The organism is Pseudomonas sp. 20P_3.2_Bac5 (assembly GCF_025466035.1).
Classification (GTDB): domain Bacteria; phylum Pseudomonadota; class Gammaproteobacteria; order Pseudomonadales; family Pseudomonadaceae; genus Aquipseudomonas.
This window is the reverse complement of sequence record NZ_JANLOA010000067.1, coordinates 23,150-46,592: the sequence shown is the minus strand read 5'-3', so window position 1 is coordinate 46,592 and position 23,443 is coordinate 23,150. Positions and strand designations below refer to the sequence as shown.

The following is a 23,443-nucleotide window of genomic DNA, read 5'->3' as shown; positions in this document are numbered from 1 at the left end:
CCGTGGGCATTCTCGCTGAACGTGTAGCGAAGTGACCTGGCCGAACTTTCCCGCCGCTCACAGGGTCAGTTAAAGACCCTTTGTCCTAACGAGGTGAATAGTGAACAAGATGGAATCTGTCAGCTTGTTGCTCAACGAAGCATTCGCACCTTATCTGGTCACGCTGGCGCCCCAGGGGACTACCGATTTTGCCTTGTCGCTGAGCGACGAGTCCGGCCTGGAAGTGTTGCAGCGCACGGTCAGGGCCAGCCAGTTGCAGGACCAGCGCCTGCTGGTGGACTTGGTGGACGGCTTGCAGCGCGATTTGCGCATTGCCGAAGGACGTTTGCAGCCCTGTGTGATCGCGGCCTGGCAACACGCCCGACAGGATAGGAATTTATCGGCTACCTTGTAGGAACCTTTCCTTAGCAACGTAATCAGACCTTATACAGGCGGCCAGATGGCATTTTGCTCCGATGCTTTCTGACTGTCATACACGAGGCCCAAGGGCCTTCGTTTAACCCCGAGCGGCCTCCCCACCGTCCGGGGTTTCTTTTTGCCTGTTTACGGCGCGTCATCGTCGAAAAAGCGTTCGGCATCCTTCATGTAGCTTTCGCGCATTTGTGGGTCGAGCCACTGGCCATAGAGCGGCGGCAGGGTTTCCTTGCGCAGCTCCAGCAGCAACTGGTTGATGTGGGTAACGGCTTCGTGACCCAGCGGCGTATCGGAACAGCCGACGTGGATGAACTGGTACTGCGTCACGCCCTGGATCGGGTAGAACACCAGATCGTCCAATGACTGGCCCAGTTCAAGGCTCAGATAACGCACCTCCGGCCAGTAGGCCAGCAGCCATTTCAACCGCCCCAGATGCTGCATCTGCAGAAGGCTCCTGACCGCATCGGTGCCGTAATGTGGCGTCAGGTTTTCTGCGGGCGTGGTCCTCAGCACGCTGTCGATCGGTGTGCTGTAGCTGCGTTCGGCGACCATGCCGAGCCGGGCCGGCGGGTTGGCCAGTAGCGCCTTGAGGTCGACGGCATGATTGGCCAGGAAAGGATCCACCAGCGCCTGGTCCTGCTTGCGCACCACCAGGCCGTTGCTCAGGGTGCCCATGCTCGGCACCGAAAAATGGATGAAGCGCGCACGTTCGGGCGTCCAGAGCAGCGTCGGGTCGCAATTGAAACCGCCCTCCTGGAGCATCTGCAAGGCTCGGGCACGGTTGACCCGCTGGATGCTGTGGTCGTACTCGGGCATGCGCTCGATCAGCATCGCCAGCATCTGATCCACCGCGCCCTGGCTTTTGCGCGAACCCTCGAAAATCGTCAGCGGCGGCAAATCACGCAGCAGCCAGATCAGCCGTTCCTTCGCCCACGCTGCGCCCGGCGCGGCCAGCAGCGCGCCGAGCAGGACGCCCAGGCCGAGTCGACGCAGCGCCCCGGTCAGATGGCACCCTGCTCGCGCAGGTTGGCGATGGTCGCTGCGGTGTAGCCCAGGTCACTCAGCACCTGTTCGGTGTGTTCGCCGAGTTTGGGCCCGACCCATTCGGTGGAGCCCGGCGTGTCGGAAAGCTTGGGCACGATGCCGGGCATCTTGAACGGCTTGCCGTCGGGCAGCCTGGCCTGGAGGAACATCTCGCGGGAGAGGTATTGCGGGTCGCTGAACATGTCCTCGGCGGAATAGATGCGGCTGGCCGGCACTTCCGCGTCGTTGAGCGTCTGCATCAAGGTGTCCAGCGGCACGCTGTTGGCCCAGCGGTCGATCACGCCATACAGTTCGTCGCGGCGCAGGTCGCGGCCGTCGTTGCTGGCCAGGGTCGGGTCGTCGGCGAGGTCGGGGCGACCGATGGCCAGCATGAAGCGTTTGAAGATGGCGTCACCGTTGGCGCCGATCTGCACGTGCTTGCCGTCGGCGCTGGTGTGGATGGAAGAGGGCGTGATGCCGGGCATGATGTTGCCGGTGCGCTCGCGGATGAAGCCGAATACGTCGAACTCCGGAACCATGCTTTCCATCATGGCGAAGATCGCTTCGTACAGCGCCACGTCCACCACTTGGCCTTCGCCACCGTTCACCTCGCGGTGGCGCAGCGCCATGAGCGCGCCGATCACACCCCACAGGGCGGCAATGGAATCACCGATGGAAATCCCGGTGCGCACGGGCGGGCGGTCTTCGAATCCTGTGATGTAGCGCAGCCCGCCCATGGATTCGCCTACCGCGCCGAAGCCCGGCTGGTCTTTCATCGGCCCGGTCTGGCCGAAGCCGGACAGGCGCACCATCACCAGTTTCGGGTTCAGCGCCTTGAGCACGTCCCAGCCCAGGCCGAGCTTTTCCAGCACGCCGGGGCGGAAGTTCTCGATGAGGATGTCGGCATCGGCCAGCAGGCGCTTGAGGATCGCCAGGCCGTCGGGATGCTTGAGGTTGAGGGTCAGCGACTGCTTGTTGCGCGCCTGGACGAACCACCACAGCGAGGTGCCCTCGTAGAGCTTGCGCCACTTGCGCAGCGGGTCGCCGCCGTCGGGTGACTCGACCTTGACCACCTGGGCGCCGAATTCGGCACAGATCCGCGAGGCGAACGGTCCGGCAATCAGGGTTCCGAGTTCGACGACCTTGAGGCCGGCAAGAGGTTTGCTGGGCAGCGACATAAGACATCCGTGGCGGTGGGCAAGGCGCTCGTTTTTATCACAGGGCGAAAGGCTCAGATACTGTTGTAGCTCATGATTGTGGGTTCGCTTAGTTGATAGCCGTCGCATCGGGTAGACTGGGCGACTTTCCCCGTTATCAGAAGCCCGCCCCATGGCCCAGCCGTCCACCACCTACAAATTCGAACTGAACCTCACTGACCTCGACCGCGGCGTGTACGAAAGCGTCAAGCAGACCATCGCCCGCCACCCTTCGGAAACCGAAGAGCGCATGGCCGTGCGGCTGCTGGCCTACGCCTTCTGGTACAACGAGCAGTTGTCGTTCGGGCGTGGTCTGTCGGACGTCGATGAGCCTGCGCTGTGGGAAAAGAGCCTGGATGACCGCGTTCTGCACTGGATCGAAGTCGGCCAGCCGGACGCCGATCGCCTGACCTGGTGCTCGCGCCGCACCGAGCGCACCAGCCTGCTGGCTTACGGCAGCCTGCGTGTGTGGACCGGCAAGGTAGTCGATGCGGTCAAGGGCCTGAAGAACGTCAATATCGCCGCGGTGCCGCAAGAGGTGCTGGAAACCCTGTCTACCAACATGCCGCGCGCTATCAAGTGGGACGTGATGATCAGCGAAGGGACGATCTTCGTCACCGACGACCGTGGTCAGCATGAAGTCCAGTTGGAGTGGTTGCTGGGTGATCGCGGCTAAGCCGCCGTCCGTTTTTTTGTTTTTCATGGAAGCCAAAGCCGTCCCATGCGTATCGAGCCGCGTTCACTGCCGTCCACCCTGCCGTTTCTTGGCGACCTGCCACCCCTGCTGACCCGCCTGTACGCCGCCCGTGGCGTGCAGAGCGCGGAAGAGCTGGACAAGAGCCTGGGCCGGCTGCTGCCGTACCAGATGCTCAAGGGCATCGATGCCGCGGTGGACCTGCTGCTGGACGCCCTGGCCAAGCGCCAGCGCATCCTTATCGTCGGTGACTTCGATGCCGACGGCGCCACCGCCAGTACGGTCGGCGTGCTCGGCCTGCGTCTTCTCGGTGCGGCCCATGTCGATTATCTGGTGCCCAACCGCTTCGAATATGGCTACGGCCTGACCCCGGAAATCGTTGCAGTAGCGCTGCAGCGTTCGCCGGACCTGCTGGTGACCGTGGACAACGGCATTTCCAGCGTCGAAGGCGTGGCGGCGGCGCGGGCGGCGGGGCTGAAAGTGCTGGTCACCGACCACCACTTGCCCGGCAGCGAATTGCCCCAGGCCGATGCGATCGTCAACCCGAACCAGCCTGGGTGCGAGTTCCCGAGCAAGTCGTTGGCCGGCGTCGGGGTGATCTTCTATGTGCTGCTGGCATTGCGCGCGCAACTGCGCAGCCTTGGCCACTTCCAGGACAAACCGCAACCCAACCTCGGCGAACTGCTGGATCTGGTGGCTCTGGGCAGTGTGGCCGACGTGGTGCCGCTGGACGCCAACAACCGCATCCTGGTGCACCAGGGCCTGGAGCGGATTCGCGCCGGTCGCGCTCGCCCCGGGCTCAAGGCGATTCTGGAGGTGGCGCGCCGCGATCACCAGCGCATCACCTCCACCGACCTCGGCTTTATCATCGGCCCGCGCCTCAACGCCGCCGGACGCCTGGATGACATGAGCCTGGGCATCGAATGCCTGCTCAGCGAAGACCCGCAACTGGCGCGGGACATGGCTGCGCAACTGGACGAACTGAACCAGGACCGCAAGTCCATCGAGCAGGGCATGCAGCGCGAAGCCCTGGCCCAGCTCAAGGACCTGCCGGTGGAATCCATGCCGTTCGGCCTGTGCCTGTTCGAAGCCGATTGGCACCAGGGCGTGATCGGTATCCTCGCTTCGCGGATGAAAGAGCGCTATCACCGTCCGACCATCGCCTTTGCCGATGCTGGCGAAGGCATGCTCAAGGGCTCGGCGCGGTCGGTGCCGGGCTTTCATATTCGCGACGCGCTGGACGCCGTGGCGGCGCGTCATCCGCAGCTCATCAGCAAATTCGGCGGCCACGCCATGGCGGCGGGCCTGTCGTTGCCGGCGGATAACTTCCCGGCGTTCGCCGAAGCCTTCGATGAGGAAGTCCGCCGCCAGTTGCGCGAAGAAGACCTGACCGGCCGGTTGCTGTCCGACGGCACCCTGGCGGTCGAGGAATTCCACCTCGAACTGGCCCGTGCCCTGCGTCATGCCGGGCCGTGGGGTCAGCATTTCCCCGAGCCGTTGTTCCACGGCGTGTTCCAGTTGGTGGAGCAGCGGGTGGTGGGCGAGCGGCACCTGAAGGTGGTGCTCAAGAGCGAATGCGGTGCGGTCAGGCTGGACGGTATTGCCTTCAGTGTCGACCGCGAAGTCTGGCCGAACCCCACCGTGCGCTGGGTGGAACTGGCCTACAAGCTCGACGTCAACGAGTTCCGCGGCCAGGAAAGCGTGCAGTTGATGATCGCGCACATGGAGCCGCGCTGATCGGTCCGCTGACCCGAGGGTAGGAAACTGGTCTAGGCTCAGTAGGACCGGCACTGAGCCGCAGGGAAGAATGAGCGCTCGGTTCGGCCTACCATTCGGAGTCATGGAGAGGTGCCCTCATGAGCCTGTTGCTTGAGCCATACACCCTGCGTCAGTTGACCCTGCCTAACCGCATCGCCGTTTCCCCCATGTGCCAGTATTCCAGCGTCGATGGCCTCGCCAACGACTGGCACCTGGTGCACCTCGGCAGTCGGGCGGTCGGTGGCGCCGGCCTGGTGATCACCGAAGCCGTGGCGGTTACCGCCGACGGCCGTATCACCGCCCAGGACCTGGGCCTGTGGGACGACGCGCAGATCCCGGCGCTACAGCGAATCACTCGTTTCATCACCGCTCAAGGCGCCGTGCCGGGTATCCAGTTGGCCCATGCCGGGCGCAAGGCCAGCACCCATCGGCCGTGGCTGGGCAAGCATGGCAGCGTCAAGCCGGAAGACGGCGGCTGGATCCCGGTGGGACCGTCAAAAATCGCCTTCGACCCGCAACACACGCCGCCCACCGAACTCAGCGAATCGCAGATCCGTGACGTTATCGATGCCTTCGTCGCCGCGGCGAAAAGGGCGTTGGTGGCGGGGTTCAAGGTGGTGGAAATCCACGCGGCCCACGGTTATCTGCTGCACCAGTTTCTGTCGCCGTTGAGCAACCAGCGGCGTGACAGCTATGGCAGTTGCTTCGACAACCGCATCCGCCTGACCCTGCAAGTCACCGAGGCGGTGCGCGAGGTCTGGCCGGATTCCCTGCCGCTGTTCGTGCGGGTGTCGGCGACCGACTGGGTCGAGGATGGCTGGAACCCGGACGAAACCGTCGAACTGGCCAGACGCCTCAGAGCGTTGGGCGTGGACCTGATCGACGTGTCCTCCGGCGGCACCTCGATGAACGCCGAGATTCCCACCGGCCCTGGCTACCAGACCCGTTTTGCCGAGCGGGTGCGCAAAGAGTCGGAGATTGCCACCGGCACCGTCGGCATGATCACCGAGCCGGCCCAGGCCGAGCACATCCTGCGCACCGGCCAGGCTGACCTGATCTTCCTCGCCCGCGAGCTGCTGCGTGATCCGTACTGGCCGCTGCATGCGGACGATGATCTGGGCGGCAACAAAGCGGTCTGGCCGGCGCAGTATCAGCGGGCGACCAGTCGGGAGCAGCCGATTCATGAGTCGGATTTGAGGGATTGAACATGTTGGGGGGCAGATCGCACGATCTGCCCGCTTTCAGGCGTGGGCTGCTTGATTCAGCACATCATTGACCCATTGATTGATGCTTTTTTGTTCCAGCTCGGCTTTAGCGGCCACGCTGGCATGTAGTTCCGGTTCAAGGCGCAGGCTCAGTTTTCCGGAATAGGTTTTCTGCGGCTCGCGCCCCAACCGGGCGCAGGTTTGCAGATAATCATCCACCGCCTCCTCGAAAGCAGTGCGCAACTCCGAGACGGATTCGCCATGGAAGCCAATCACATCGCGAATACCTGCTACATGACCGACCAGCAGTTGGTCTTCATCGCTGTACTCGATTCGAGCGGAATATCCCTTGTAGGTCATTACGTTCATGGGGTCACTCCTGCCTGCTCCAAAAACAGGCGCGCATCGCGAACCTGGTAGGGCTTGGCATGTTTGTCGGGGTGAGGGCGATGAAAGGTCGCGATCACTCCATTGAGATCAAAACGAACCCTGGAGCCACTGCCTTCGATCACCGCAGCTCCGACACTGTTGAGCAGTGACTCGATACGGGACCCTTCAAGGCTCTTGGGTAGCGGTTTGCTGAAGATCAACTTCAAGGTGCTGCGTTGATGATTATTCATGGTATCAAACTATGATACCAGTCGTTTTTGCTCAATCTTCCGGGCGTAGGAGAGGGTGGAGGGTGTTGTAGCCGGCTTCTTTGAATAAGACAGCCACCCTGTGCTGGATGGGTTTGGGGCCGCTGGGCGGCCCTTCGCGGCTAACAGCCGCTCCTACAGGTTCTGCGTCAAACCACGGTTCAACCCAACTCCCCAACCGCCCGCCACGCCTCATCAATCGCCGCATGCGCGTAAGCGCTCCACGCCGCATCCGAGTTGGCGATGGTGACGTTGCCCAGCGGTTTCTTCGCTTGTTCCATCCACTTTTCAGTCTGTCCGGCGTCGTCGTACAGGCTGTTGGTGAAGCACGCATAGCCGTGGGACCAGCGGTTGACGGTGATCGCCAGAATATCTTTCTGGTGATCAAAGCCACCGGGGCCGAGCATCCGCTGTAGCTGCTCCCGCAACTGTGCCTCAAGCTGATCGAAACTTTGTGCGTAAAGTTTTGCCCGCCCGGTCCGCGCCTGGTCGCGGGCGTTCATGCCGGCGTTAGGCGTGGTCGGGACGTAGACCAGGTGCAAGCCGATCGGCTTCGACGGGTCTCGCGGGTGCTCGTAGCCGCCCATGCTCACCGGATAGTCCAGCTTGATCCGGCTGTAAGGCTGGGTCGCGGCGTAGATTTCGTGCACGCCAAGCTTCTGGAACGCCTGCCAGTTACGCACCACGACCTTGGTGTACACCAGCGGGAACTTGACGTTCTGGCTCAGCGCGTTGGCCTGTTCGGCCGGCAGGTCGCGCAGCAGGTACGGGATCATCATGTTGTAGCAGGCCAGCACGCAGTGTTTGCCGCGCACTTGCGTCAGTTGCCCGCCACGGCTGTAGCCAATGTTCACCCCGCCATCGACGTTGCGCACGCTCACCGCCGTGCTGTTCAGGCGGATGCGCACCGGGTGCGCGGCCTGGTCCAGTTGGCCGTAGTCGAATTTCGCCAGGACGATGTCTTCCATGTCCTTGCCCGGCGCTACCTGTGGAATCAGGCTGCGCACCAGCAGCCGGGCGACCGAGGCGTTGCCGTCGGGGAAGTGATAGATGTACGGCTCTTCCATTTCCGCCCGGGCTTCTTCGCTGATGGGGTCGAGTTGCATGGCGGCGAAGCCCGGGAAGCCGACGTTGTAGGCGTCGGCGGCGGCCACGGCATCGATGCTCAGGGCCATGAAGTCATTGGTGCGGCCCTGGAAATAGGCCACCGCCGTCGGCGACAGGCCCACGTCCTTGAGCAGGAAGTCGCGGTAGCTGGTGCGTTCCAGGTGCGTGGTCTTTTCTTCCTTGGTCTTGCCGGCCAGGTAGTCCCGCGGCGCTTCGTGCAGGTCGATCAGCGCCTTGCGGTCGGCCTCCGGCAGCGGGAAGTCGTTGATGAAATCGCGGATCGAGCGGGCATTGAGGCGCTCGGGGGCGATGTCGTCGGCCACCATCGGCGTCGGGTCGCCGGTCACCAGCTTGTCGCTGCCGAAGGTTTCCTTGTCGAAGAACACCCCGCGAGACAGCTTCAGGTCCGGGTAGAAGTTGCGGTCGAAGGCGGTTTCGAAGCGCTTGATGTCCACGCCCAGCGCCTTGAGCAGGCCGTTCACTTCCTTGCTGTAAAGGTGGTTCGGCGACTGGAAGGCTTCGCTGCCGCCATAGCCGATGATCATCTGGCCGCCGGCGTTGAATTCGTTGCGCTTGGCGTGGCCGCCGAAGTCGTCGTGGTTCTCCAGCACCAGAATCCGCGCTTGCGGGTGACGCTGGCGATAGAACCAGGCCGCCGACAGGCCGCTGAGGCCGCCGCCGACCACTACCAGGTCGTACTGTTCGGCGATGGGCAGGGCGTCGGTGTCGAACGTCTTTTTTTCCCAACCCATCTGGTGCGCCACTTCAAAGGCGCCCGCGTGGCTGCCGCGCAGGCCGGTCAGCGTCGGCGGATAGTAGCGTCCGTCCGGTGCGGCCTGGAGGATCTGCAGCGGGGTCATCCCCGCCGCGATGCCGATGGCGACGCCGTTGAGAAAGTCGCGTCGTGTGATTTGCATGCAAGGTTCCTGTCGATCAGTGCTTGAACATCACGTGTCTGATGCACGTGTAGTCTTCCAGGCCGTACATGGACATGTCCTTGCCGTAGCCGGAGAGTTTCTGGCCGCCGTGAGGCATTTCGCTGACCAGCATGAAGTGCGTGTTGACCCAGGTGCAGCCGTATTGCAAACGCGCCGAGACGCGGTGGGCGCGGCCAGTGTCGTTGGTCCACAGCGACGAGGCCAGGCCGTAGTCGGAATCGTTGGCCCACGCCAGCACTTGCGCTTCGTCGTCGAAGCGGGTTACCGAGACCACCGGGCCGAACACTTCGCGGCGGACGATCTCGTCGTCCTGCTGGGCATCGGCGAGCACCGTCGGCTCGAAGAAGAAACCGTCGCCGGGCACCGCCTTGCCGCCGGTGACCAGGCGGATATGCGGCTGGGCGATGGCACGTTCGACAAAGCCCGCCACGCGGTCGCGGTGCTGCGCGGTGATCAGCGGGCCAAGCTCGGTGTCCGGGTCGTCCTGCAGGCCGTACTTGATGCTGGAAACCGCTTTGCCGAGTTTTTCCACGAACTGCTCGTAGATGCCGCTCTGCGCGTAGATGCGGCACGCCGCGGTGCAATCCTGCCCGGCGTTGTAGAAGCCGAAAGTGCGGATGCCTTCGACGGCGGCGTCGATATCGGCGTCGTCGAAGATGATCACCGGGGCCTTGCCGCCCAGCTCCATGTGCATGCGCTTCACGCTGTCGGCGGTGCTGGAAATGATGTTGGCGCCGGTGGCGATGGAGCCGGTCAGCGAGACCATGCGCACTTTCGGGTGGCTGACCAGCGGCGCGCCGACGCTCGGCCCCTTGCCGAAGACGATATTGAGCACACCCGCCGGGAAGATCTCGGCGGCGATCTGCGCCAGGCGCAGGGCGGTCAGTGGGGTCTGCTCGGACGGCTTGAGCACCACGGTGTTGCCGGCGGCGAGGGCCGGGGCGATCTTCCAGGCGACCATCATCAGCGGGTAGTTCCACGGCGCGATGGAGGCGATCACGCCGACCGGGTCGCGGCGGATCATCGAGGTGTGCCCCGGCAGGTACTCGCCCGCCGCCGAGCCGTTGAGGCAGCGGCTGGCGCCGGCGAAGAAACGGAACACGTCGGCGATGGCCGGGATCTCGTCGTTCAGCGCGGCGCTGTAGGGCTTGCCGCAGTTGTCCGATTCCAGTTTCGCCAGTTCCTCGCCGTTGGCTTCGATGGCGTCGGCCAGTTTCAGCAGCAGCAGCGAACGGTCCTTGGGCACGGTCTGCGACCAGGCGTCGAAGGCGTGGTCGGCGGCGCGCACGGCGGCATCGACCTGGGCCGAGGTGGCCTCGTTGATGGTCACCAGGGTGGTGCCCCGCGACGGGTTGAGCACGTCGTGGCCCGGTCCTTCGCCGGCCACCAGTTGGCCGTTGATCAGCAGCTTGGTTTGCATGATTCAGTCCTCGTCAGGCAGTCAGGGTTATTTGCCGCTGCCAGCGACGCTTTCGCCGCCGCGGGTCAGGTAGTAGGCGCCAAGGATCGGCAGCATGGTCACCATCATCACCAGCATGGCGACCACGTTGGTCACGGGGACGTCACGTGGCCGGCTGAGCTGGTTGAGCAGCCAGATCGGCAGGGTGCGTTCGTGGCCGGCGGTGAAGGTGGTGACGATGATTTCGTCGAACGACAGGGCGAACGCCAGCATGCCCCCCGCCAGCAGCGCCGAGCCGAGGTTCGGCAGGATGATGTAGCGGAAGGTCTGCCAGCCGTCGGCGCCGAGGTCCATCGAGGCCTCGATCAGGCTTTGCGAGGTACGGCGCAGGCGGGCGATGACGTTGTTGTAGACGATCACCACGCAGAAGGTCGCGTGGCCGACGACGATGGTGAAGATCCCAGGCTCGATGCCCAGGCTCTTGAACGCCGACAGCAGGGCGATACCGGTGATGATGCCGGGCAGGGCGATCGGCAGGATCAGCATCAGCGAGATGCCTTCCTTGCCGAAGAAGCTGCGCCGATACAGCGCCGCCGAGGCCAGGGTGCCGAGCACCAGGGCGATCAGCGTGGCCAGGCAGGCGACTTGCAGCGACAGCTTGATCGACTCGAGCACGTCAGGCCGCGAGAAGGCCACGCTGAACCACTTCAGGGTCAGGCCCTGGGGTGGGAAGCTGAACGCCGAGTCTTCGGTGTTGAAGGCGTAGAGGAAGATGATCAGGATCGGGAAGTGCAGGAACACCAGCCCGCCCCAGGCCGCGATGCGCAGGCCCAACGAAGCTTTTTCAGAGTGCATCGAAGGCCCCCAGGCGTTTGACGATGGACAGGTAGATGGCGATCAGCACGATCGGCACCAGGGTGAACGCCGCGGCCATCGGCATGTTGCCGATCGCGCCCTGCTGGGCGTAGACCATGCTGCCGATGAAGTAGCCGGGCGGACCCACCAGTTGCGGGACGATGAAGTCGCCGAGGGTCAGCGAGAAGGTGAAGATCGAGCCGGCAGCGATGCCCGGCACCGACAGCGGCAGGATCACCTGCATCAGGGTTTGCCGTGGAGTGGCGCCGAGGTCCGCCGAGGCTTGCAGCAGCGACGGCGGCAGGCGTTCCAGCGAGGCCTGGATCGGCAGGATCATGAACGGCAGCCAGATGTAGACGAACACCATGAAGCGCCCGAGGTGCGAGGTCGACAGCGTGCTGCCGCCCACGCCCGGAATGCCGAGGATGAATTGCAGCACCGGCTCCAGATTGAGCGCCTGCACGAACCACTGGGCTACGCCGCCTTTGGCCAGCAGCAGGGTCCAGGCGTAGGCCTTGACGATGTAGCTGGCCCACATCGGCATCATCACCGCGATGTAGAAGAACGCCTTGGTCTTGCCCGTGGTGTAGCGCGCCATGTAGTAGGCGATCGGGAAGGCCAGTGCCGCGCTGCCGATGGACACCGCGACGGCCATGCCCAGGGTGCGCAGGATGATGTCGAAGTTCGCCGGGTTGAACAGCGCGGCGAAGTTGGCCAGGGTCAGGTCCGGCGTCACCGCCATGGTGAAGTCGTCGAAGGTGTAGAACCCTTGCCACAGCAGGCTCAGCAGCGAGCCGAGGTAGATCGCGCCGAACCAGATCAGTGGCGGGATCAGCAGCAGTGCCAGGTACAGGTTGGGTTTGCGGTACAGCAGGGTGGAGAAACGCCGCATCGGCGATCCCGCCGCAGTCAGCGCCGGTTTTTCCAGGGCCAGGCTCATTTCAGCGACCCTCGCTCAGCACGGTTTCGGCCAGTGGCGTCATGGCTTCCCGCGCCCAGTGCGCGGCGAGGCGCTGGCCGGTTTGCAACTGGGCGGCCTCGGCCTGCCACTGGTTGTTGGCCTGGCTGACGTTGAGCAACTGGCCGTTGTCCAGTTTCAATTCGTAGCGGGTGGCGCTGCCTTGGTACTGAATGTCGTGCAGGACGCCGCTGATCTGCACCTGGTCGCTGGCCGCGGCATCGCCGAGACGGATGTGCTCGGGGCGGATCGAGAACGGCTGGGCGGCGCCGCTCAACTGGCTGGCCAACTCGCCACGGACCACGTTGGAGGTGCCGACGAATTCGGCGACGAAGGTGGTCGCGGGCTTCATGTAGAGGTTGCGCGGGGTGTCCACCTGCTCGATGCGGCCGCGGTTGAACACGGCGACCCGGTCGGACATCGACAGCGCTTCGGTCTGGTCATGGGTGACGAAGATGAAGGTGATGCCGAGCTGGCGCTGGAGCTTTTTCAGCTCGGATTGCATCTGTTCGCGCAGCTTCAGGTCGAGGGCGCCCAGCGGCTCGTCGAGCAGCAGCACCCGCGGACGATTGACCAGGGCGCGAGCCAGGGCCACGCGCTGGCGCTGGCCACCGGACAATTGCACCGGCTTGCGCCCGCCGTAGCCGCCGAGGGCGACCATGCCCAGGGCTTCTTCGGCGCGGGCGTGCCGTTCCTGTTTGCCGATGCCCTTGACCTTGAGGCCGTAGGCGACGTTGTCCAGCACGCTCATGTGCGGGAACAGCGCGTAGTCCTGGAACACCGTGTTGACGTCACGCTGATAGGGCGGCAGGCCCGCGGCTTCGGCGCCGTGGATGCGGATCGAGCCGTGGCTCGGTTGTTCGAAGCCGGCGATCAGGCGCAGGCAGGTGGTTTTGCCCGAGCCGGAAGGGCCGAGCATGGAAAAGAACTCGCCGTCCTGGATATCGATGGACACCCGGTCGACGGCTTTCACCTCGCCGAACAAACGGGAAACCTGGGTGAACTGGACTGCAAGGGTCATGGTGCGGTGCTCCGGATAGGCATGGGGGTGTGCAGCGGCCCAGGCCTGGACGACTGAACTGATGTGGAGATTTTTTTGGGGGGGCATCGCGAGCGAGCTCGCTCCTACCTGTGGGATGTAGGAGCGAGCTTGCTCGCGATGAGGTCGATCGCTTACCGCCCGCCCATGATCGCAATGTAATCCTGGGTCCAGCGGCTATACGGCACGAACTTGCCGCCTTCAGCCTGCGGGGTTTTCCAGAAGGCGATCTTGTCGAACTGGTCGAAGCCGTTGGTCTTGCAGCCTTCGGCGCCCAGCAGTTCGCTGCCGGTACAGGCGGCTGGCACCGCTGGCGACGAACCGAACCAGGCGGCAACGTCACCCTGGACCTTCGGTTGCAGCGACCAGTCCATCCACTTGTAGGCGCAGTTCGGGTGCTTGGCCTCGGCGTGCAGCATGGTGGTGTCGGCCCAGCCGGTGGCGCCTTCTTTCGGAATGGTCGAGGCCACAGGCTGGTTGTCGGCTTTCAGGCCGTTGACCATGTAGCCCCAGGAGCTGGACGCGGCCACGCCTTCGTTTTTCACGTCGCTCATCTGCACGGTCGCGTCATGCCAGTAGCGGTGGATCAGTGGCTGTTGCTGGCGCAGCAGATCGAGCACCGCCTTGTATTGGACTTCGGTCAGTTCATACGGGTTCTGGATGCCCAGTTCCGGCTTGGTCGATTTCAGGTACAGCGCGGCGTCGGCGATGTAGATCGGGCCGTCATAGGCCTGCACGCGGCCTTTGTTCGGCTTGCCGTCCGGCAGGTTCTGCGGTTCGAACACCACGCTCCAACTGGTCGGTGCCTGCGGGAACACCTGGGTGTTGTACATCAGCACGTTCGGGCCCCACTGGTAAGGCGTGCCGTACACCTGCTTGTTGACCACGTACCACGCGCCGTCTTGCAGACGCGGGTCAATGTTTTTCCAGTTCGGGATCAGTGCGGTATTGATCGGCTGCACGCGCTTGCCGACGATCAGCCGCAGCGAGGCGTCGCCCGACGCGGTGACCAGGTCGTAGCCACCCTTGGCCATCAGGCTGACCATTTCGTCGGAAGTCGCGGCGGTTTTAACGCTGACCTTGCAGCCGGTTTCCTTCTCGAACCCGGTGACCCAGTCGTAGTTCTTGTCGCTTTCACCGCGCTCGATATAGCCGGGCCAGGCGACGATATCCAGTTGGCCTTCGCCGGCACCCACAGCCTTCAGCGGTTCGGCGGCCTGCAGGCTGGCGCTGGCCAGCAGGGCGGTGCTCAGGGCGCTGAGCAATGCGGTCTTGTGCACGAACATGGTGTTCCCTCTTTTTCAAATTATGGTCGGGGCAGTAAGTGAAAGCGGTACAACGGTCTTGTTAGCGTAGTGCGTATCGGTATTCAGCTCAGGTGTTCGCCGTGGCGGGCCATGATGTGTCTGACCACGCTGTAGTCCTGCAACGAATCACTGGACAGGTCTTTTCCATAGCCGGAGCGTTTCAGGCCGCCGTGGGGCATTTCGCTGACCAGCATGAAATGGCTATTGATCCAGGTGCAGCCGTATTGCAGGCGCGCGGCGACCTGCATCGCCTTGTCCAGGTCGCGGGTCCAGACCGAGGAGGCGAGGCCGTATTCGGAGTCGTTGGCCCAGTCCACCGCCTGTGACAGCTCGTCGAAGCGGGTCACGGTGACCACCGGGCCGAACACTTCGCGCTGGACGATCTCGTCGCTCTGCTTGCAGCCGGCCAGCAGGGTCGGCTGGTAATAGTAGCCAGGGCCCGAATGCACGGCGGCGCCGGTGACCCGTTCGATATGCGGCTGGCTCAGGGCGCGCTCGACGAAGCTGGCCACGCGGTCGCGTTGGCGGATGCTGATCAGCGGGCCGATCTCGTTGTCGGCGTCACGCTTGCCGGCGAAGCGCAGGCTGCTGACCGCCGCGCCGAGTTCGGCCACCAGTTGGTCGTGAATGCCGGCCTGGGCGTAGATGCGGCAGGCGGCGGTGCAGTCCTGGCCGGCGTTGTAATAGCCGTAGCTGCGCACGCCCTCGACCACGGCCTTGAGGTCGGCGTCGTTGCAGACGATCACCGGGGCCTTGCCGCCCAGTTCCAGGTGGGTGCGTTTGAGGGTCTTGGCCGCGGCCTGGAGGATTTTCTGCCCGGTGACGATATCGCCGGTGAGCGAGACCATGCGCACTTTGGCGTGGCTGACCAGATGGCTGCCAACCCCTTCGCCGCCACCGCAGACGATGTTCAGCACGCCGGGCGGCAGCAGCTCGGCGAGGGTCGGCGCGAGGGCCAGGATCGACAGCGGGGTGTGCTCGGACGGTTTGAACACCAGGGTGTTGCCGGCGGCGAGGGCCGGGGCGATCTTCCACGCGGCCATCATGATCGGGTAGTTCCACGGCGCGATGGACGCCACCACGCCCAGCGGATCGCGGCGGACCATGCTGGTGTAGCCGGGCAGGTATTCACCGGCCAGTTGCCCGGTCTGGCAGCGCACGGCGCCGGCGAAAAAGCGGAACACGTCGATGGCGGCTGGCAGGTCGTCCTGGCGCGCCAGGTGCAGCGGCTTGCCACAGTTGAGGGCTTCGAGGCGGGCCAGGTGATCGGCCTGCCGTTGCATGGCATCGGCGATGGCCAGGAGAATGTTCGAACGCTGTTGCGGCGTGGTCCGCGACCAGGTGGCAAAGGCGCGGTGGGCGGCCTGGATCGCCGCCTCGACCTGTTCGGTACTGGCCTCGGCGATCTGCGTCAGCACTTCGCCGTTGGCCGGGTTGAAGATCGGCTCGGCCAGGCCCGCGCCGGCAACCAGTTCGCCATCGATCAACAAGGCTGTGGACAGCGGGGTCGAGTGCGCACCGGACATTCTTCGAGTTCTCTGTTGTTTTAATTATTCGCCCGACATGGGTGGGCGATATTTCTTACAGAGCCTAGAGCGGTGTGCGCAGGTCGACAAATTCTAAATATTGAAGGGGGCGTTCGATTAAATAGATGGCTTGCGCGCGCTGCCCGGTTCGCGGGCTACGGTCAGGAACGGGTCCACCAGCGCCGGCCGCGCCGTACCCCGGCGCCAGGCCAGGCCGATATCGAGGGTCTGGTTGAGGTCGGCCAGCGGCCGCGCCTCGATGATGTCGCCTTCCAGCGACCAGGGGCGGTAGGTCATGTCCGGCTGGATCGATACGCCAAGGCCCGCCGCCACCAGGCTGCGCACCGCCTCGGTGGACGCCGTGCGCAGGCTGATCTGCGCTTGCAAGCCAGCGCCGGCCCACATGCGCCGGGCGTTCTGCTCCATTTCATCGACATTGAGCTGGATCAGCGGCTCGTCCGCGACATCGGCGAGGCTGATGCTGTCGCGCTCCAGCAGCGGGTGCTGGGCCGGCAGCCAGAGACGGTGCGGCGAGTGGGTGAGGACCTCGGTCTGCAGGGCCAGACGGTCTTCGAGGTTGGACAGGATCAGCACGCCGACGTCGATTTCGCCGGCCACCAGCAGGTGCTCGATATACGGCCGTTCGTCTTCGGTCACGCGGATTTCGACGTTGGGGTAGGCGCGCTGGAAGCGGGTGAGCAGGTCGGCGAGGTAATAACCGGCGACCAGGCTGGTCACGCCGATGGTCAATTGCCCGGCCACCTGGTCGGTGCTCTGTTGCAGGCTGCGCTTGGCGTTATCCACCGTGGCGAGGATCAGGTGCGCCTGGCGCAGAAACTGATGGCCCTGGTGGGTCAGGGTCATGCCCTTGGCGTGACGGCTGAACAGGCTGACGCCGATTTCCTCTTCCAGTTGCTGGATCGCCAGGGTCAGCGTGGACTGGGAAATGAACACCGCCTGGGCGGCGGCGGAAATCGACCCGGTTTCGGCGACGGCGATGAAATGACGGATCTGGCGCAGGGTCATCATGGCGGGGAGGCTTTTATGAGTTTTGTTGGTGCCTGGCAGTGTATATCTTTTTTTTAGATGGCTTGGGGCGCTGGCTTCTCGGGACGCCACAGCGAAGCGATAACGCCCGAAAGGCCGACAGCGGTCTCAGGGCTCCAGTCCGATCCCCCGCAACACCACCGCCGTCACGGTCTGCACGGCCCGCTCGAACTGTTCGTCGCTCAGCGGCTGGTGATCGTTGAGCGCCCTGACCTGGTAGTCGAAGTCGGCGTAGTGCTGGGTCGAGGCCCAGATCATGTAGAGCAACGCGAACGGTTCAACGTCGCGGATACGTTTTTCCTCTACCCACTGGCGAATCTTGTTCTCCTTGAACTTGGCGCCCGCGAACAGGTGTTCGTCGAGGATGTCACGGAACAGCGGGGCGCCGTGCATGATCTCGTTGGCCCAGAGTTTCGAGCCATGGGGGCGGATGCGCGAGTGGGTCATCTTTTCGCGCACGTAGCTGGTCAGCACCACGCGCGGGTCGTCGAAGTGCACGAAGCAGGCGCCTTCGCGCTCCCATACCTTGAGCAGGTTGACCAGCACTTCGCGGTACAGGTCGTCCTTGGTGGTGAAGTAGTAATGCAGGTTCGAGCGGGGCAGGTCGGCGCGCTTGGCGATGTCGGACATGGAGGTGCCCGCGTGGCCCTGTTCGGCGAAGACCTGTTCGGCAGCCAAGAGGATTTTCTCGACGTTTTTGCGCCGGATGTTGATCTTGTGGTTTGTCATTCCGTTCCTTGGCGTTGCCACTTGTGGCGGCAACGCTACTACAAACACCGGGTGATTTCGTTGACGTGGGACGCGTGCCAGGGTCGCTGGAGCCACAGTCTTGTCGGACAATTCTGTCAGCGATGGATCTCCGCGTACATCGGCCAGTGATCGGAGACGCCCTCGGGGTATTTGCCGCCCTCGAAGCGCGCCGGCGAGCCCCATTTGTTCACTTGATAGCGGCTCTGATGAGGCAGACGAATGCTGGCGGGATCGACCTTCCAGCCGTTGAAGCCGGTGGTGGTCATTTGCTGCGGGAACAGCAGCATGTCGAAGAACGACCACTCGCGGTTGCGGTGGTAGTAATAGCTGCCCTTGCAGTCGTTGCAGCCGATCAGGTGCGACACGCTCCAGGTGCTGGCGAGGCGGTCGGCGATGTAGCGGTGCTGGCGCTCTTCGCCGGCGTTGATGTTGAAGTCGCCACCGACGATCGGCAGCACATCCGCAGGCAACTGACGCTTGAGCTCGGCCAGGTAGTCCACCGCCTGGCGCCGAAGATAGCCGGGGCCGCCGCCGGAGGGCAGGTGCACGGCGAACACCGAGGCTTTCTGGCCGTCCGGCAGGAGCAGGCGTACTTCGAGAATGCCGCGGGTCTTGCCGGTTTTGTCGGAGCTGTCGCCGTTCTCGTTGCGGTAGGGGACCTTGTGCAGGATCGGTCGATCCCACTGCGGCAGGCGGCTCAGCACGGCGGTGTCGATACCACGCTCGTCCCAGCCTTCCAGCAACACGCGGGTCTGGTAGTCGGACGTGCCGAGGCGGGCATTGAGCATGTCCACCACGTTCAGATTTTCCACTTCTTCCAGCAGCAGGATATCGGGACCGCGCCCGTTGCCGATCTGGCCAATGACGTCCGCCAGGCGGGTGAGTTTTTCGTCCAGCCGGGCATCGGTCCAGTCGTTGTTCTCGCACTCGTCGCGCCAGGCCGCCACGGTGATTCTGGCGCAGGTCGCCAGGTACTCGGGATGTGCCTGCTTCACGCTGCGCGGCAGGTAGGCGAAATCCTCCTTGCCCTCGTCGTGGACGGTGTCGAACAGGTTTTCGACGTTCCAGGTCATCAGTGACACACGCTGTTCGCCCGTGCCGGAGGGGGGCGTAGCGGCGCAACCGGCGAGGCCGAGGGCAAGCAGTAACGGCAGGAAACGCAGGCTTGGAGAGTTCATGGCTACTCACGTTAAGCGAAGAAAAAAATGGCCGGCAAGACCACCCCGGCCAAAAGGGGATTCAGGACGCGGGACGACCGGCGACCAACGCGGCGTTGAGCAGTCGGGCAAGGCGGGCGGAGGCTAGCTGCACCTGTTTCTCGGCAACCGGCACGAAGGTGCTCATGTAGTTGCCGTCGATGCCGTCGCCCGCGCCGTCACGCGGTTTTTCGTTCATCAGCTTGTCGCCACGGCTGTAGTCCTTGCCGGAGCGGTTGTATTCGATGTTCTTGGCGGCGTAGTCGATATCGCCGCTGTCGTCATCGCCCTGGGCGCGATGGGTGGGCAACTTGCGCTTCTTCTCGGCCTTTTGCGGGTAGATGCCGCCGTCGCGAACGATCTGGCAGGCCTGTTGCGACCACTGCGCGGGGTTGTCCGAGTCGGCTGCGGGAAGGTCTTTCTGCAGCTTGTCGGCGTAGGTCTTCACGTCCAGCTTGGCCGAGCCGAGCAGGAAGTCATCCCACACCTGGCGCAGGTTGTAGGTCTTGCCGCCGGCCTTGACCGGGAAGTCGTAGCCGCCCTTGTCGTCCTTGAAGCTGTTGTTCAGCGGCGAGCTGGCATCGCTGGTGTGGTGGATCAGGAACAGCAGGGCCATCAGGCGCGTCTGGTTGGGCGCCTTGGGATCGGCCAGGGCGGCGCGATTCCGTTCGATGGCGGCGACGCTGCAGATGCCGTCCGGGCAATCGCGCGAGAGCTGGAAGGTGCAATCGTCGGCCTTGTAGATCACCAGCCGCTGGTTTTTGGTTTGCTGCCACAGCTCTTTGGTCTGTGGGTTCTGGTCCAGGTTGCCGGCCCAGTTGGCCACCACGGCGAAGTCGGTCTGCTTGATCAGGCCCAGCAGGCGCCCGGCCTCGGCCTTCGCCTCGGGGGTGAGCTGGCGCTGGGTCAGTTCGCCGACCAGGGCCGTGCCCTGTTGGCCCCAGGCCAGGACCTGGCCGGCCCACAGGCCGGCGACGAGCATCAGGCCGTTACGCAGGGATTGGCGTGCATTCATTTGCAGGTACTCCGTGGCGCGGCGCACTGGCCGCGGGGTGAGGGTGAGGTGAAAGGCGTCGAGAGGAACGAGCGGCCATGGGTGCAGGGCGGCATGCCGAAAAAGGCGGCCAGGGTCTGGCCGATATCGGCGAAGGTTTCCCGCTCGCCAAGGCTGCCGGCGCTGACGCCGTTGCCCCAGGCGAGCACCGGGATGTGTTCGCGGGTGTGGTCGCTGCCCGGCGCGCTGGGGTCGCAGCCGTGGTCGGCGGCAAGGATCAGCAGGTCCTGCGGGCCCATCTGCGCCAGCAGTTCAGGCAGGCGCTGGTCGAAGGCTTCGAGGGCCGCGGCGTAGCCGGCAGTATCGCGGCGGTGGCCGTAGAGCATGTCGAAGTCGACGAAGTTGCTGAACACCAGGGTGTTGTCCGGTGCATCGGCCAGGGCCTGCAACGTGGCATCGAACAGCGCGGGGTTGCCGTCGCCCTTGTACTGCCGGCTGATGCCCTGGTGGGCGAAGATGTCGCCGATCTTGCCAACGGCGAACACCTGGCCGCCGCTGGCGCACAGGCGCTCGAGCAGGGTCGGCGCCGGCGGTGGCACCGCATAGTCGCGGCGGTTACCGGTGCGCCGGTAATGCGCGGCGCTGTCGCCGAGGAACGGCCGGGCGATGACCCGGCCGATGCCGTAGGGGTTGCACAGTTCGCGGGCCAGTTCGCACAGGGCGTACAGCCGCTCCAGGCCGAAACGGGTTTCGTGGGCGGCGATCTGCAGCACGCTGTCGGCCGAGGTGTAAAGAATCGGCTGGCCGCTGCGAACGTGCGCGTCGCCGAGCCGTTCGATGATCGCGGTGCCCGAGGCGTGGCAGTTGCCGAGGGTGCCGGGAAGCTGGCCGCGGGTAATCAGTGCGTTCAGCAGTTCGGGTGGAAAGCTTTGTTCCGGCGCGGGGAAATAACCCCAGTCGAAAAGCACCGGCACGCCGGCAATTTCCCAGTGGCCGGACGGTGTGTCCTTGCCGCTGGACAATTCCCTGGCGTAACCCCACGCGCCCTCGACCGGACCGTCGGCGCGCAGGCCCGGCGGGAAGACGCCGCCACTGAGGGCCGTGGCATGACCCAGGCCGAGTCGCGCCAGGTTCGGCAGGTGCAGCGGCCCTTGGCGTCCGCGATCATCGGCCTCGCCGCGGGCACAGGCCTCGGCGATATGCAGCAGGGTGTTGGCGCCGGCATCGCCGAAGCGCTCGGCGTCGGCGCTGGCGCCGATACCCAGGGAGTCGAGGACCAGCAGCAGGGCGCGCTTCATTGCGGCTCCAGGCACAGGCGGGAAATCAGCGCGGGCGCCTCGAAGGGCACGCTGGCAATGCGGTAGGCCGCCTGCACCGCAGCGGCGGCCTGCTCGGCCTGGGCCAGATCGCGGGCGTGCACCCGTGCCAGAGGCTGGTTGGGGCCGACCGCTTCGCCGGGGAAACACAGGCGGGTGAGCCCCACGGCGGGGTCGATCGGATCTTGCGGGTTGCGTCGACCGCCGCCGAGGTTGACCACCGCCAGACCGATGGCGCGGGTGTCGATGCTGTGCACGATGCCCGCTTGCGGTGCCGGCACCGGGATCACCACCGGTGCGGCCGGCAGGTGCGCGTCGGGGCGCTCGGTCAGGTCGGCGGGGCCGCCAAGGGCCTCGACCATGCGCTGGAAACGCTGCAGTGCTGCACCGCTGTGCCAGGCGGCAAGCAGTTGCTCGCGGGCCAGTTCGAGGCTGCTGGCGAGCCCGGCGCAGAGCAGGGTCTGTTCCGCCAGGGCCAGGGTCACCTCCCACAGGCGCGGGCTACGCACTTCACCGCGCAGCAGGGCGATGGCTTCCTCGACTTCCAGGGCATTGCCCGCCGAGCGGGCCAGAGGCTGGCTCATGTCGGTGATCAGCGCACGGGTGCGGACCCCGGCGCCATTGGCCACCGCGACGATGCTTTCGGCCAGTGCGGTGGCATCGCCGGGCAGGGCCATGAATGCACCATTGCCCATCTTCACGTCGATCAGCAACACATCAAGGCCCGCCGCCAGCTTCTTGCTCAGGATCGAGGTGATGATCAGGTCGATCGACTCCACCGTGCCGGTGACATCGCGGATGGCGTACAGGCGCTTGTCCGCCGGCGCCAGGTCGTTGGTCTGGCCGATGATGGCGCAGCCGACCCCGGCCACCACCTCGCGCAGCTTCGCCATATCCGGCTGGCTGTCGTAGCCGGGGATGCTGTCGAGCTTGTCGAGGGTACCGCCGGTGTGACCGAGGCCGCGCCCGGAGATCATCGGCACGTAGCAGCCGCAAGCCGCCAGTAGCGGCGCGAGCGGCAGGCTGACCAGGTCGCCGATGCCGCCGGTGGAGTGCTTGTCCACCACCGGCCCGGGCAGGTTCCAGCTCAGCACCCGGCCGGAGTCACGCATCGCCGAGGCCAGGGCAATGCGTTCCTCGACGTTGAGTCCCTTGAGCAACACGGCCATGGCAAAGGCGGCAGCCTGGCCTTCGCTGATGCTGAAGTCGGTGATGCCGCTGACGAAGCGGCGGATATCCGCGTCGTCGAGCACCTTGCCGTCGCGTTTGCGGCGGATCACTTCCTGTGGGAGCCAGGCCATCAGTACGCTCCTCGCGTCGGGCTGGCCGTGTCCGTGCCGAGGTGGCGCAGCAGGTCGTCGAGCAGGCTGGAAGCGCCCAGGCGCAGATGCCGCGGCGAGATCCAGTGCGGGCCATTGATCTGTTCGGCCAGTTGCAGATAGACCCGCGCATCGGCCAGCGTCCTGATGCCGCCCGCCGGTTTCAGGCCAACGTGGGTGCCGCTCGTGGCGATGCATTCGAGCATGATCCGCGCCGCCTCGGCGGTGGCATTGACCTTCACTTTGCCGGTGCTGGTCTTGATGAAGTCGGCGCCGGCATCGATGGCATCCAGGCTGGCCTGGCGGATCAGCGCCGGGGACGCCAGCTCGCCGGTTTCGAGGATGACCTTGAGCACTGCGCGGTCCGCGCACAGCGCCTTGCAGGCGCGGACCAGGGCGAAGCCGCTGTCGGCATCGCCGGCCAGCAGCGCGCGCCAGGGGTAGACCATATCGATTTCATCGGCGCCGTCGGCCAGGGCCTGGCGGGTCTGTTCGAGCACTTCGTCAACGGGTGCGCTGCCGGCGGGGAAGTTGACCACGGTGGCCACCGCTACGGTCTGCGCGCCGAGTTCATCGAGGGTCTTGCGTGCCAGGGCAACGAAGCGCGGGTACACGCAGACCGCGGCCACGTGGCCGGCCGGGGTTGTAGCTTTGTGGCACAACTCGACGATGTGCGCGTCGCTGTCATCGTCGTTCAAGGAGGTGAGGTCCATCAGCGCAATCAGCGTGCGCGAGTGCTTTGCATCGAGTTCGGTCATGTCAGT

22 protein-coding genes are annotated in these 23,443 nt (G+C 64.7%); 4 read left to right on the top strand and 18 right to left on the bottom strand.

Annotated elements, in window-relative coordinates; genetic code table 11:
• The first annotated feature begins 109 nt into the window (after positions 1–109).
• On the top strand, positions 110–394 hold the full coding sequence (locus NTD88_RS12305; RefSeq protein WP_095154359.1) for a DUF3509 domain-containing protein: 285 nt from the start codon (positions 110–112) through the stop codon (positions 392–394).
• Between the two features lie 149 nt (positions 395–543).
• On the opposite strand, the gene NTD88_RS12300 is transcribed toward NTD88_RS12305, so the two are convergent.
• Together NTD88_RS12300 and NTD88_RS12295 are read right to left on the bottom strand one after the other, a co-directional pair.
• Positions 544–1,392: a TIGR02285 family protein gene (locus tag NTD88_RS12300; RefSeq protein WP_410017273.1), complete on the bottom strand. Its 849-nt coding sequence runs from the start codon at positions 1,390–1,392 to the stop codon at positions 544–546.
• Positions 1,393–1,415: 23 nt separating this feature from the next.
• Positions 1,416–2,615, bottom strand: coding sequence for a CaiB/BaiF CoA transferase family protein (locus NTD88_RS12295; RefSeq protein ID WP_262153442.1), 1,200 nt, complete (start codon positions 2,613–2,615; stop codon positions 1,416–1,418).
• Positions 2,616–2,766: 151 nt separating this feature from the next.
• On the opposite strand from NTD88_RS12295, the gene NTD88_RS12290 reads away from it, so the two are divergent.
• From NTD88_RS12290 to NTD88_RS12280, 3 genes are all read left to right on the top strand, one after another.
• Positions 2,767–3,309, top strand: a complete 543-nt coding sequence (locus NTD88_RS12290) for a YaeQ family protein (RefSeq protein ID WP_095154181.1) — start codon at positions 2,767–2,769, stop codon at positions 3,307–3,309.
• A gap of 45 nt (positions 3,310–3,354) precedes the next feature.
• Positions 3,355–5,064 (top strand): single-stranded-DNA-specific exonuclease RecJ, encoded by a 1,710-nt coding sequence (gene recJ, locus NTD88_RS12285; protein ID WP_262153441.1) that lies wholly within the window; start codon positions 3,355–3,357, stop codon positions 5,062–5,064.
• Between the two features lie 119 nt (positions 5,065–5,183).
• Positions 5,184–6,290, top strand: coding sequence for an NADH:flavin oxidoreductase/NADH oxidase (locus NTD88_RS12280; protein ID WP_262128498.1), 1,107 nt, complete (start codon positions 5,184–5,186; stop codon positions 6,288–6,290).
• A gap of 36 nt (positions 6,291–6,326) precedes the next feature.
• On the opposite strand, the gene NTD88_RS12275 is transcribed toward NTD88_RS12280, so the two are convergent.
• From NTD88_RS12275 to deoC, 16 genes are all read right to left on the bottom strand, one after another.
• Positions 6,327–6,659 carry a type II toxin-antitoxin system HicB family antitoxin gene (locus tag NTD88_RS12275; RefSeq protein ID WP_095154178.1) on the bottom strand — a complete coding sequence of 111 codons (333 nt, stop codon included), beginning with the start codon at positions 6,657–6,659 and terminating at the stop codon, positions 6,327–6,329.
• Positions 6,656–6,910 carry a type II toxin-antitoxin system HicA family toxin gene (locus tag NTD88_RS12270; RefSeq protein ID WP_095154177.1) on the bottom strand — a complete coding sequence of 85 codons (255 nt, stop codon included), beginning with the start codon at positions 6,908–6,910 and terminating at the stop codon, positions 6,656–6,658. The genes NTD88_RS12275 and NTD88_RS12270 overlap by 4 nt, the downstream gene beginning before the upstream one ends.
• 179 nt (positions 6,911–7,089) lie before the next feature.
• Positions 7,090–8,952, bottom strand: a complete 1,863-nt coding sequence (locus NTD88_RS12265; RefSeq protein ID WP_262153440.1) for an NAD(P)/FAD-dependent oxidoreductase — start codon at positions 8,950–8,952, stop codon at positions 7,090–7,092.
• A 16-nt stretch (positions 8,953–8,968) separates the two neighbouring features.
• Positions 8,969–10,393: a gamma-aminobutyraldehyde dehydrogenase gene (locus NTD88_RS12260; protein WP_262153439.1), complete on the bottom strand. Its 1,425-nt coding sequence runs from the start codon at positions 10,391–10,393 to the stop codon at positions 8,969–8,971.
• A 27-nt stretch (positions 10,394–10,420) separates the two neighbouring features.
• The gene (locus NTD88_RS12255) at positions 10,421–11,227 is read right to left on the bottom strand and encodes an ABC transporter permease (protein ID WP_262153438.1); all 807 of its coding nucleotides are present in this window, start codon (positions 11,225–11,227) and stop codon (positions 10,421–10,423) included.
• Entirely contained in the window at positions 11,217–12,167 is a 951-nt protein-coding gene (locus tag NTD88_RS12250) for an ABC transporter permease (protein ID WP_095154173.1), read from the bottom strand. The genes NTD88_RS12255 and NTD88_RS12250 overlap by 11 nt, the downstream gene beginning before the upstream one ends.
• A gap of 1 nt (position 12,168) precedes the next feature.
• Entirely contained in the window at positions 12,169–13,206 is a 1,038-nt protein-coding gene (locus tag NTD88_RS12245; RefSeq protein ID WP_262153437.1) for an ABC transporter ATP-binding protein, read from the bottom strand.
• Positions 13,207–13,358: 152 nt separating this feature from the next.
• Positions 13,359–14,510 carry a putative ABC transporter substrate-binding protein YdcS gene (gene ydcS, locus NTD88_RS12240; RefSeq protein ID WP_262128492.1) on the bottom strand — a complete coding sequence of 384 codons (1,152 nt, stop codon included), beginning with the start codon at positions 14,508–14,510 and terminating at the stop codon, positions 13,359–13,361.
• 83 nt (positions 14,511–14,593) lie between these two features.
• Positions 14,594–16,057, bottom strand: coding sequence for a gamma-aminobutyraldehyde dehydrogenase (locus NTD88_RS12235; RefSeq protein WP_095154170.1), 1,464 nt, complete (start codon positions 16,055–16,057; stop codon positions 14,594–14,596).
• Positions 16,058–16,174: 117 nt separating this feature from the next.
• Positions 16,175–17,086, bottom strand: a complete 912-nt coding sequence (locus tag NTD88_RS12230) for a LysR family transcriptional regulator (RefSeq protein ID WP_095154169.1) — start codon at positions 17,084–17,086, stop codon at positions 16,175–16,177.
• Positions 17,087–17,212: 126 nt separating this feature from the next.
• Entirely contained in the window at positions 17,213–17,833 is a 621-nt protein-coding gene (locus NTD88_RS12225; protein ID WP_095154168.1) for a TetR/AcrR family transcriptional regulator, read from the bottom strand.
• A gap of 116 nt (positions 17,834–17,949) precedes the next feature.
• Positions 17,950–19,032 carry an endonuclease/exonuclease/phosphatase family protein gene (locus tag NTD88_RS12220; protein WP_095154167.1) on the bottom strand — a complete coding sequence of 361 codons (1,083 nt, stop codon included), beginning with the start codon at positions 19,030–19,032 and terminating at the stop codon, positions 17,950–17,952.
• Between the two features lie 61 nt (positions 19,033–19,093).
• Complete coding sequence (locus NTD88_RS12215; RefSeq protein ID WP_262153436.1) at positions 19,094–20,065, bottom strand: S1/P1 nuclease; 972 nt, start codon at positions 20,063–20,065, stop codon at positions 19,094–19,096.
• Positions 20,062–21,342, bottom strand: a complete 1,281-nt coding sequence (locus NTD88_RS12210) for a phosphopentomutase (protein ID WP_262153435.1) — start codon at positions 21,340–21,342, stop codon at positions 20,062–20,064. Before NTD88_RS12210 ends, NTD88_RS12215 begins: the two co-directional genes overlap by 4 nt.
• Positions 21,339–22,661 (bottom strand): thymidine phosphorylase, encoded by a 1,323-nt coding sequence (deoA, locus tag NTD88_RS12205; RefSeq protein WP_262153434.1) that lies wholly within the window; start codon positions 22,659–22,661, stop codon positions 21,339–21,341. The genes NTD88_RS12210 and deoA overlap by 4 nt, the downstream gene beginning before the upstream one ends.
• Complete coding sequence (gene deoC, locus NTD88_RS12200; protein ID WP_262153433.1) at positions 22,661–23,437, bottom strand: deoxyribose-phosphate aldolase; 777 nt, start codon at positions 23,435–23,437, stop codon at positions 22,661–22,663. Before deoC ends, deoA begins: the two co-directional genes overlap by 1 nt.
• Between the last annotated feature and the right edge of the window lie 6 nt (positions 23,438–23,443).

Coding starts and splice junctions, on each gene's coding strand:
- NTD88_RS12295 (WP_262153442.1), bottom strand. CDS start 2,615: ATGTCGCTGCCCAGCAAACCTCTTGCCGGCCTCAAGGTCGTCGAACTC.
- deoC (WP_262153433.1), bottom strand. CDS start 23,437: ATGACCGAACTCGATGCAAAGCACTCGCGCACGCTGATTGCGCTGATG.
- NTD88_RS12245 (WP_262153437.1), bottom strand. CDS start 13,206: ATGACCCTTGCAGTCCAGTTCACCCAGGTTTCCCGTTTGTTCGGCGAG.
- NTD88_RS12305 (WP_095154359.1), top strand. CDS start 110: ATGGAATCTGTCAGCTTGTTGCTCAACGAAGCATTCGCACCTTATCTG.
- NTD88_RS12235 (WP_095154170.1), bottom strand. CDS start 16,057: ATGTCCGGTGCGCACTCGACCCCGCTGTCCACAGCCTTGTTGATCGAT.
- deoA (WP_262153434.1), bottom strand. CDS start 22,661: ATGGCCTGGCTCCCACAGGAAGTGATCCGCCGCAAACGCGACGGCAAG.
- NTD88_RS12225 (WP_095154168.1), bottom strand. CDS start 17,833: ATGACAAACCACAAGATCAACATCCGGCGCAAAAACGTCGAGAAAATC.
- NTD88_RS12260 (WP_262153439.1), bottom strand. CDS start 10,393: ATGCAAACCAAGCTGCTGATCAACGGCCAACTGGTGGCCGGCGAAGGA.
- NTD88_RS12265 (WP_262153440.1), bottom strand. CDS start 8,952: ATGCAAATCACACGACGCGACTTTCTCAACGGCGTCGCCATCGGCATC.
- recJ (WP_262153441.1), top strand. CDS start 3,355: ATGCGTATCGAGCCGCGTTCACTGCCGTCCACCCTGCCGTTTCTTGGC.
- NTD88_RS12270 (WP_095154177.1), bottom strand. CDS start 6,910: ATGAATAATCATCAACGCAGCACCTTGAAGTTGATCTTCAGCAAACCG.
- NTD88_RS12255 (WP_262153438.1), bottom strand. CDS start 11,227: ATGCACTCTGAAAAAGCTTCGTTGGGCCTGCGCATCGCGGCCTGGGGC.
- NTD88_RS12210 (WP_262153435.1), bottom strand. CDS start 21,342: ATGAAGCGCGCCCTGCTGCTGGTCCTCGACTCCCTGGGTATCGGCGCC.
- NTD88_RS12230 (WP_095154169.1), bottom strand. CDS start 17,086: ATGATGACCCTGCGCCAGATCCGTCATTTCATCGCCGTCGCCGAAACC.
- ydcS (WP_262128492.1), bottom strand. CDS start 14,510: ATGTTCGTGCACAAGACCGCATTGCTCAGCGCCCTGAGCACCGCCCTG.
- NTD88_RS12280 (WP_262128498.1), top strand. CDS start 5,184: ATGAGCCTGTTGCTTGAGCCATACACCCTGCGTCAGTTGACCCTGCCT.
- NTD88_RS12215 (WP_262153436.1), bottom strand. CDS start 20,065: ATGAATGCACGCCAATCCCTGCGTAACGGCCTGATGCTCGTCGCCGGC.
- NTD88_RS12290 (WP_095154181.1), top strand. CDS start 2,767: ATGGCCCAGCCGTCCACCACCTACAAATTCGAACTGAACCTCACTGAC.
- NTD88_RS12220 (WP_095154167.1), bottom strand. CDS start 19,032: ATGAACTCTCCAAGCCTGCGTTTCCTGCCGTTACTGCTTGCCCTCGGC.
- NTD88_RS12275 (WP_095154178.1), bottom strand. CDS start 6,659: ATGAACGTAATGACCTACAAGGGATATTCCGCTCGAATCGAGTACAGC.
- NTD88_RS12250 (WP_095154173.1), bottom strand. CDS start 12,167: ATGAGCCTGGCCCTGGAAAAACCGGCGCTGACTGCGGCGGGATCGCCG.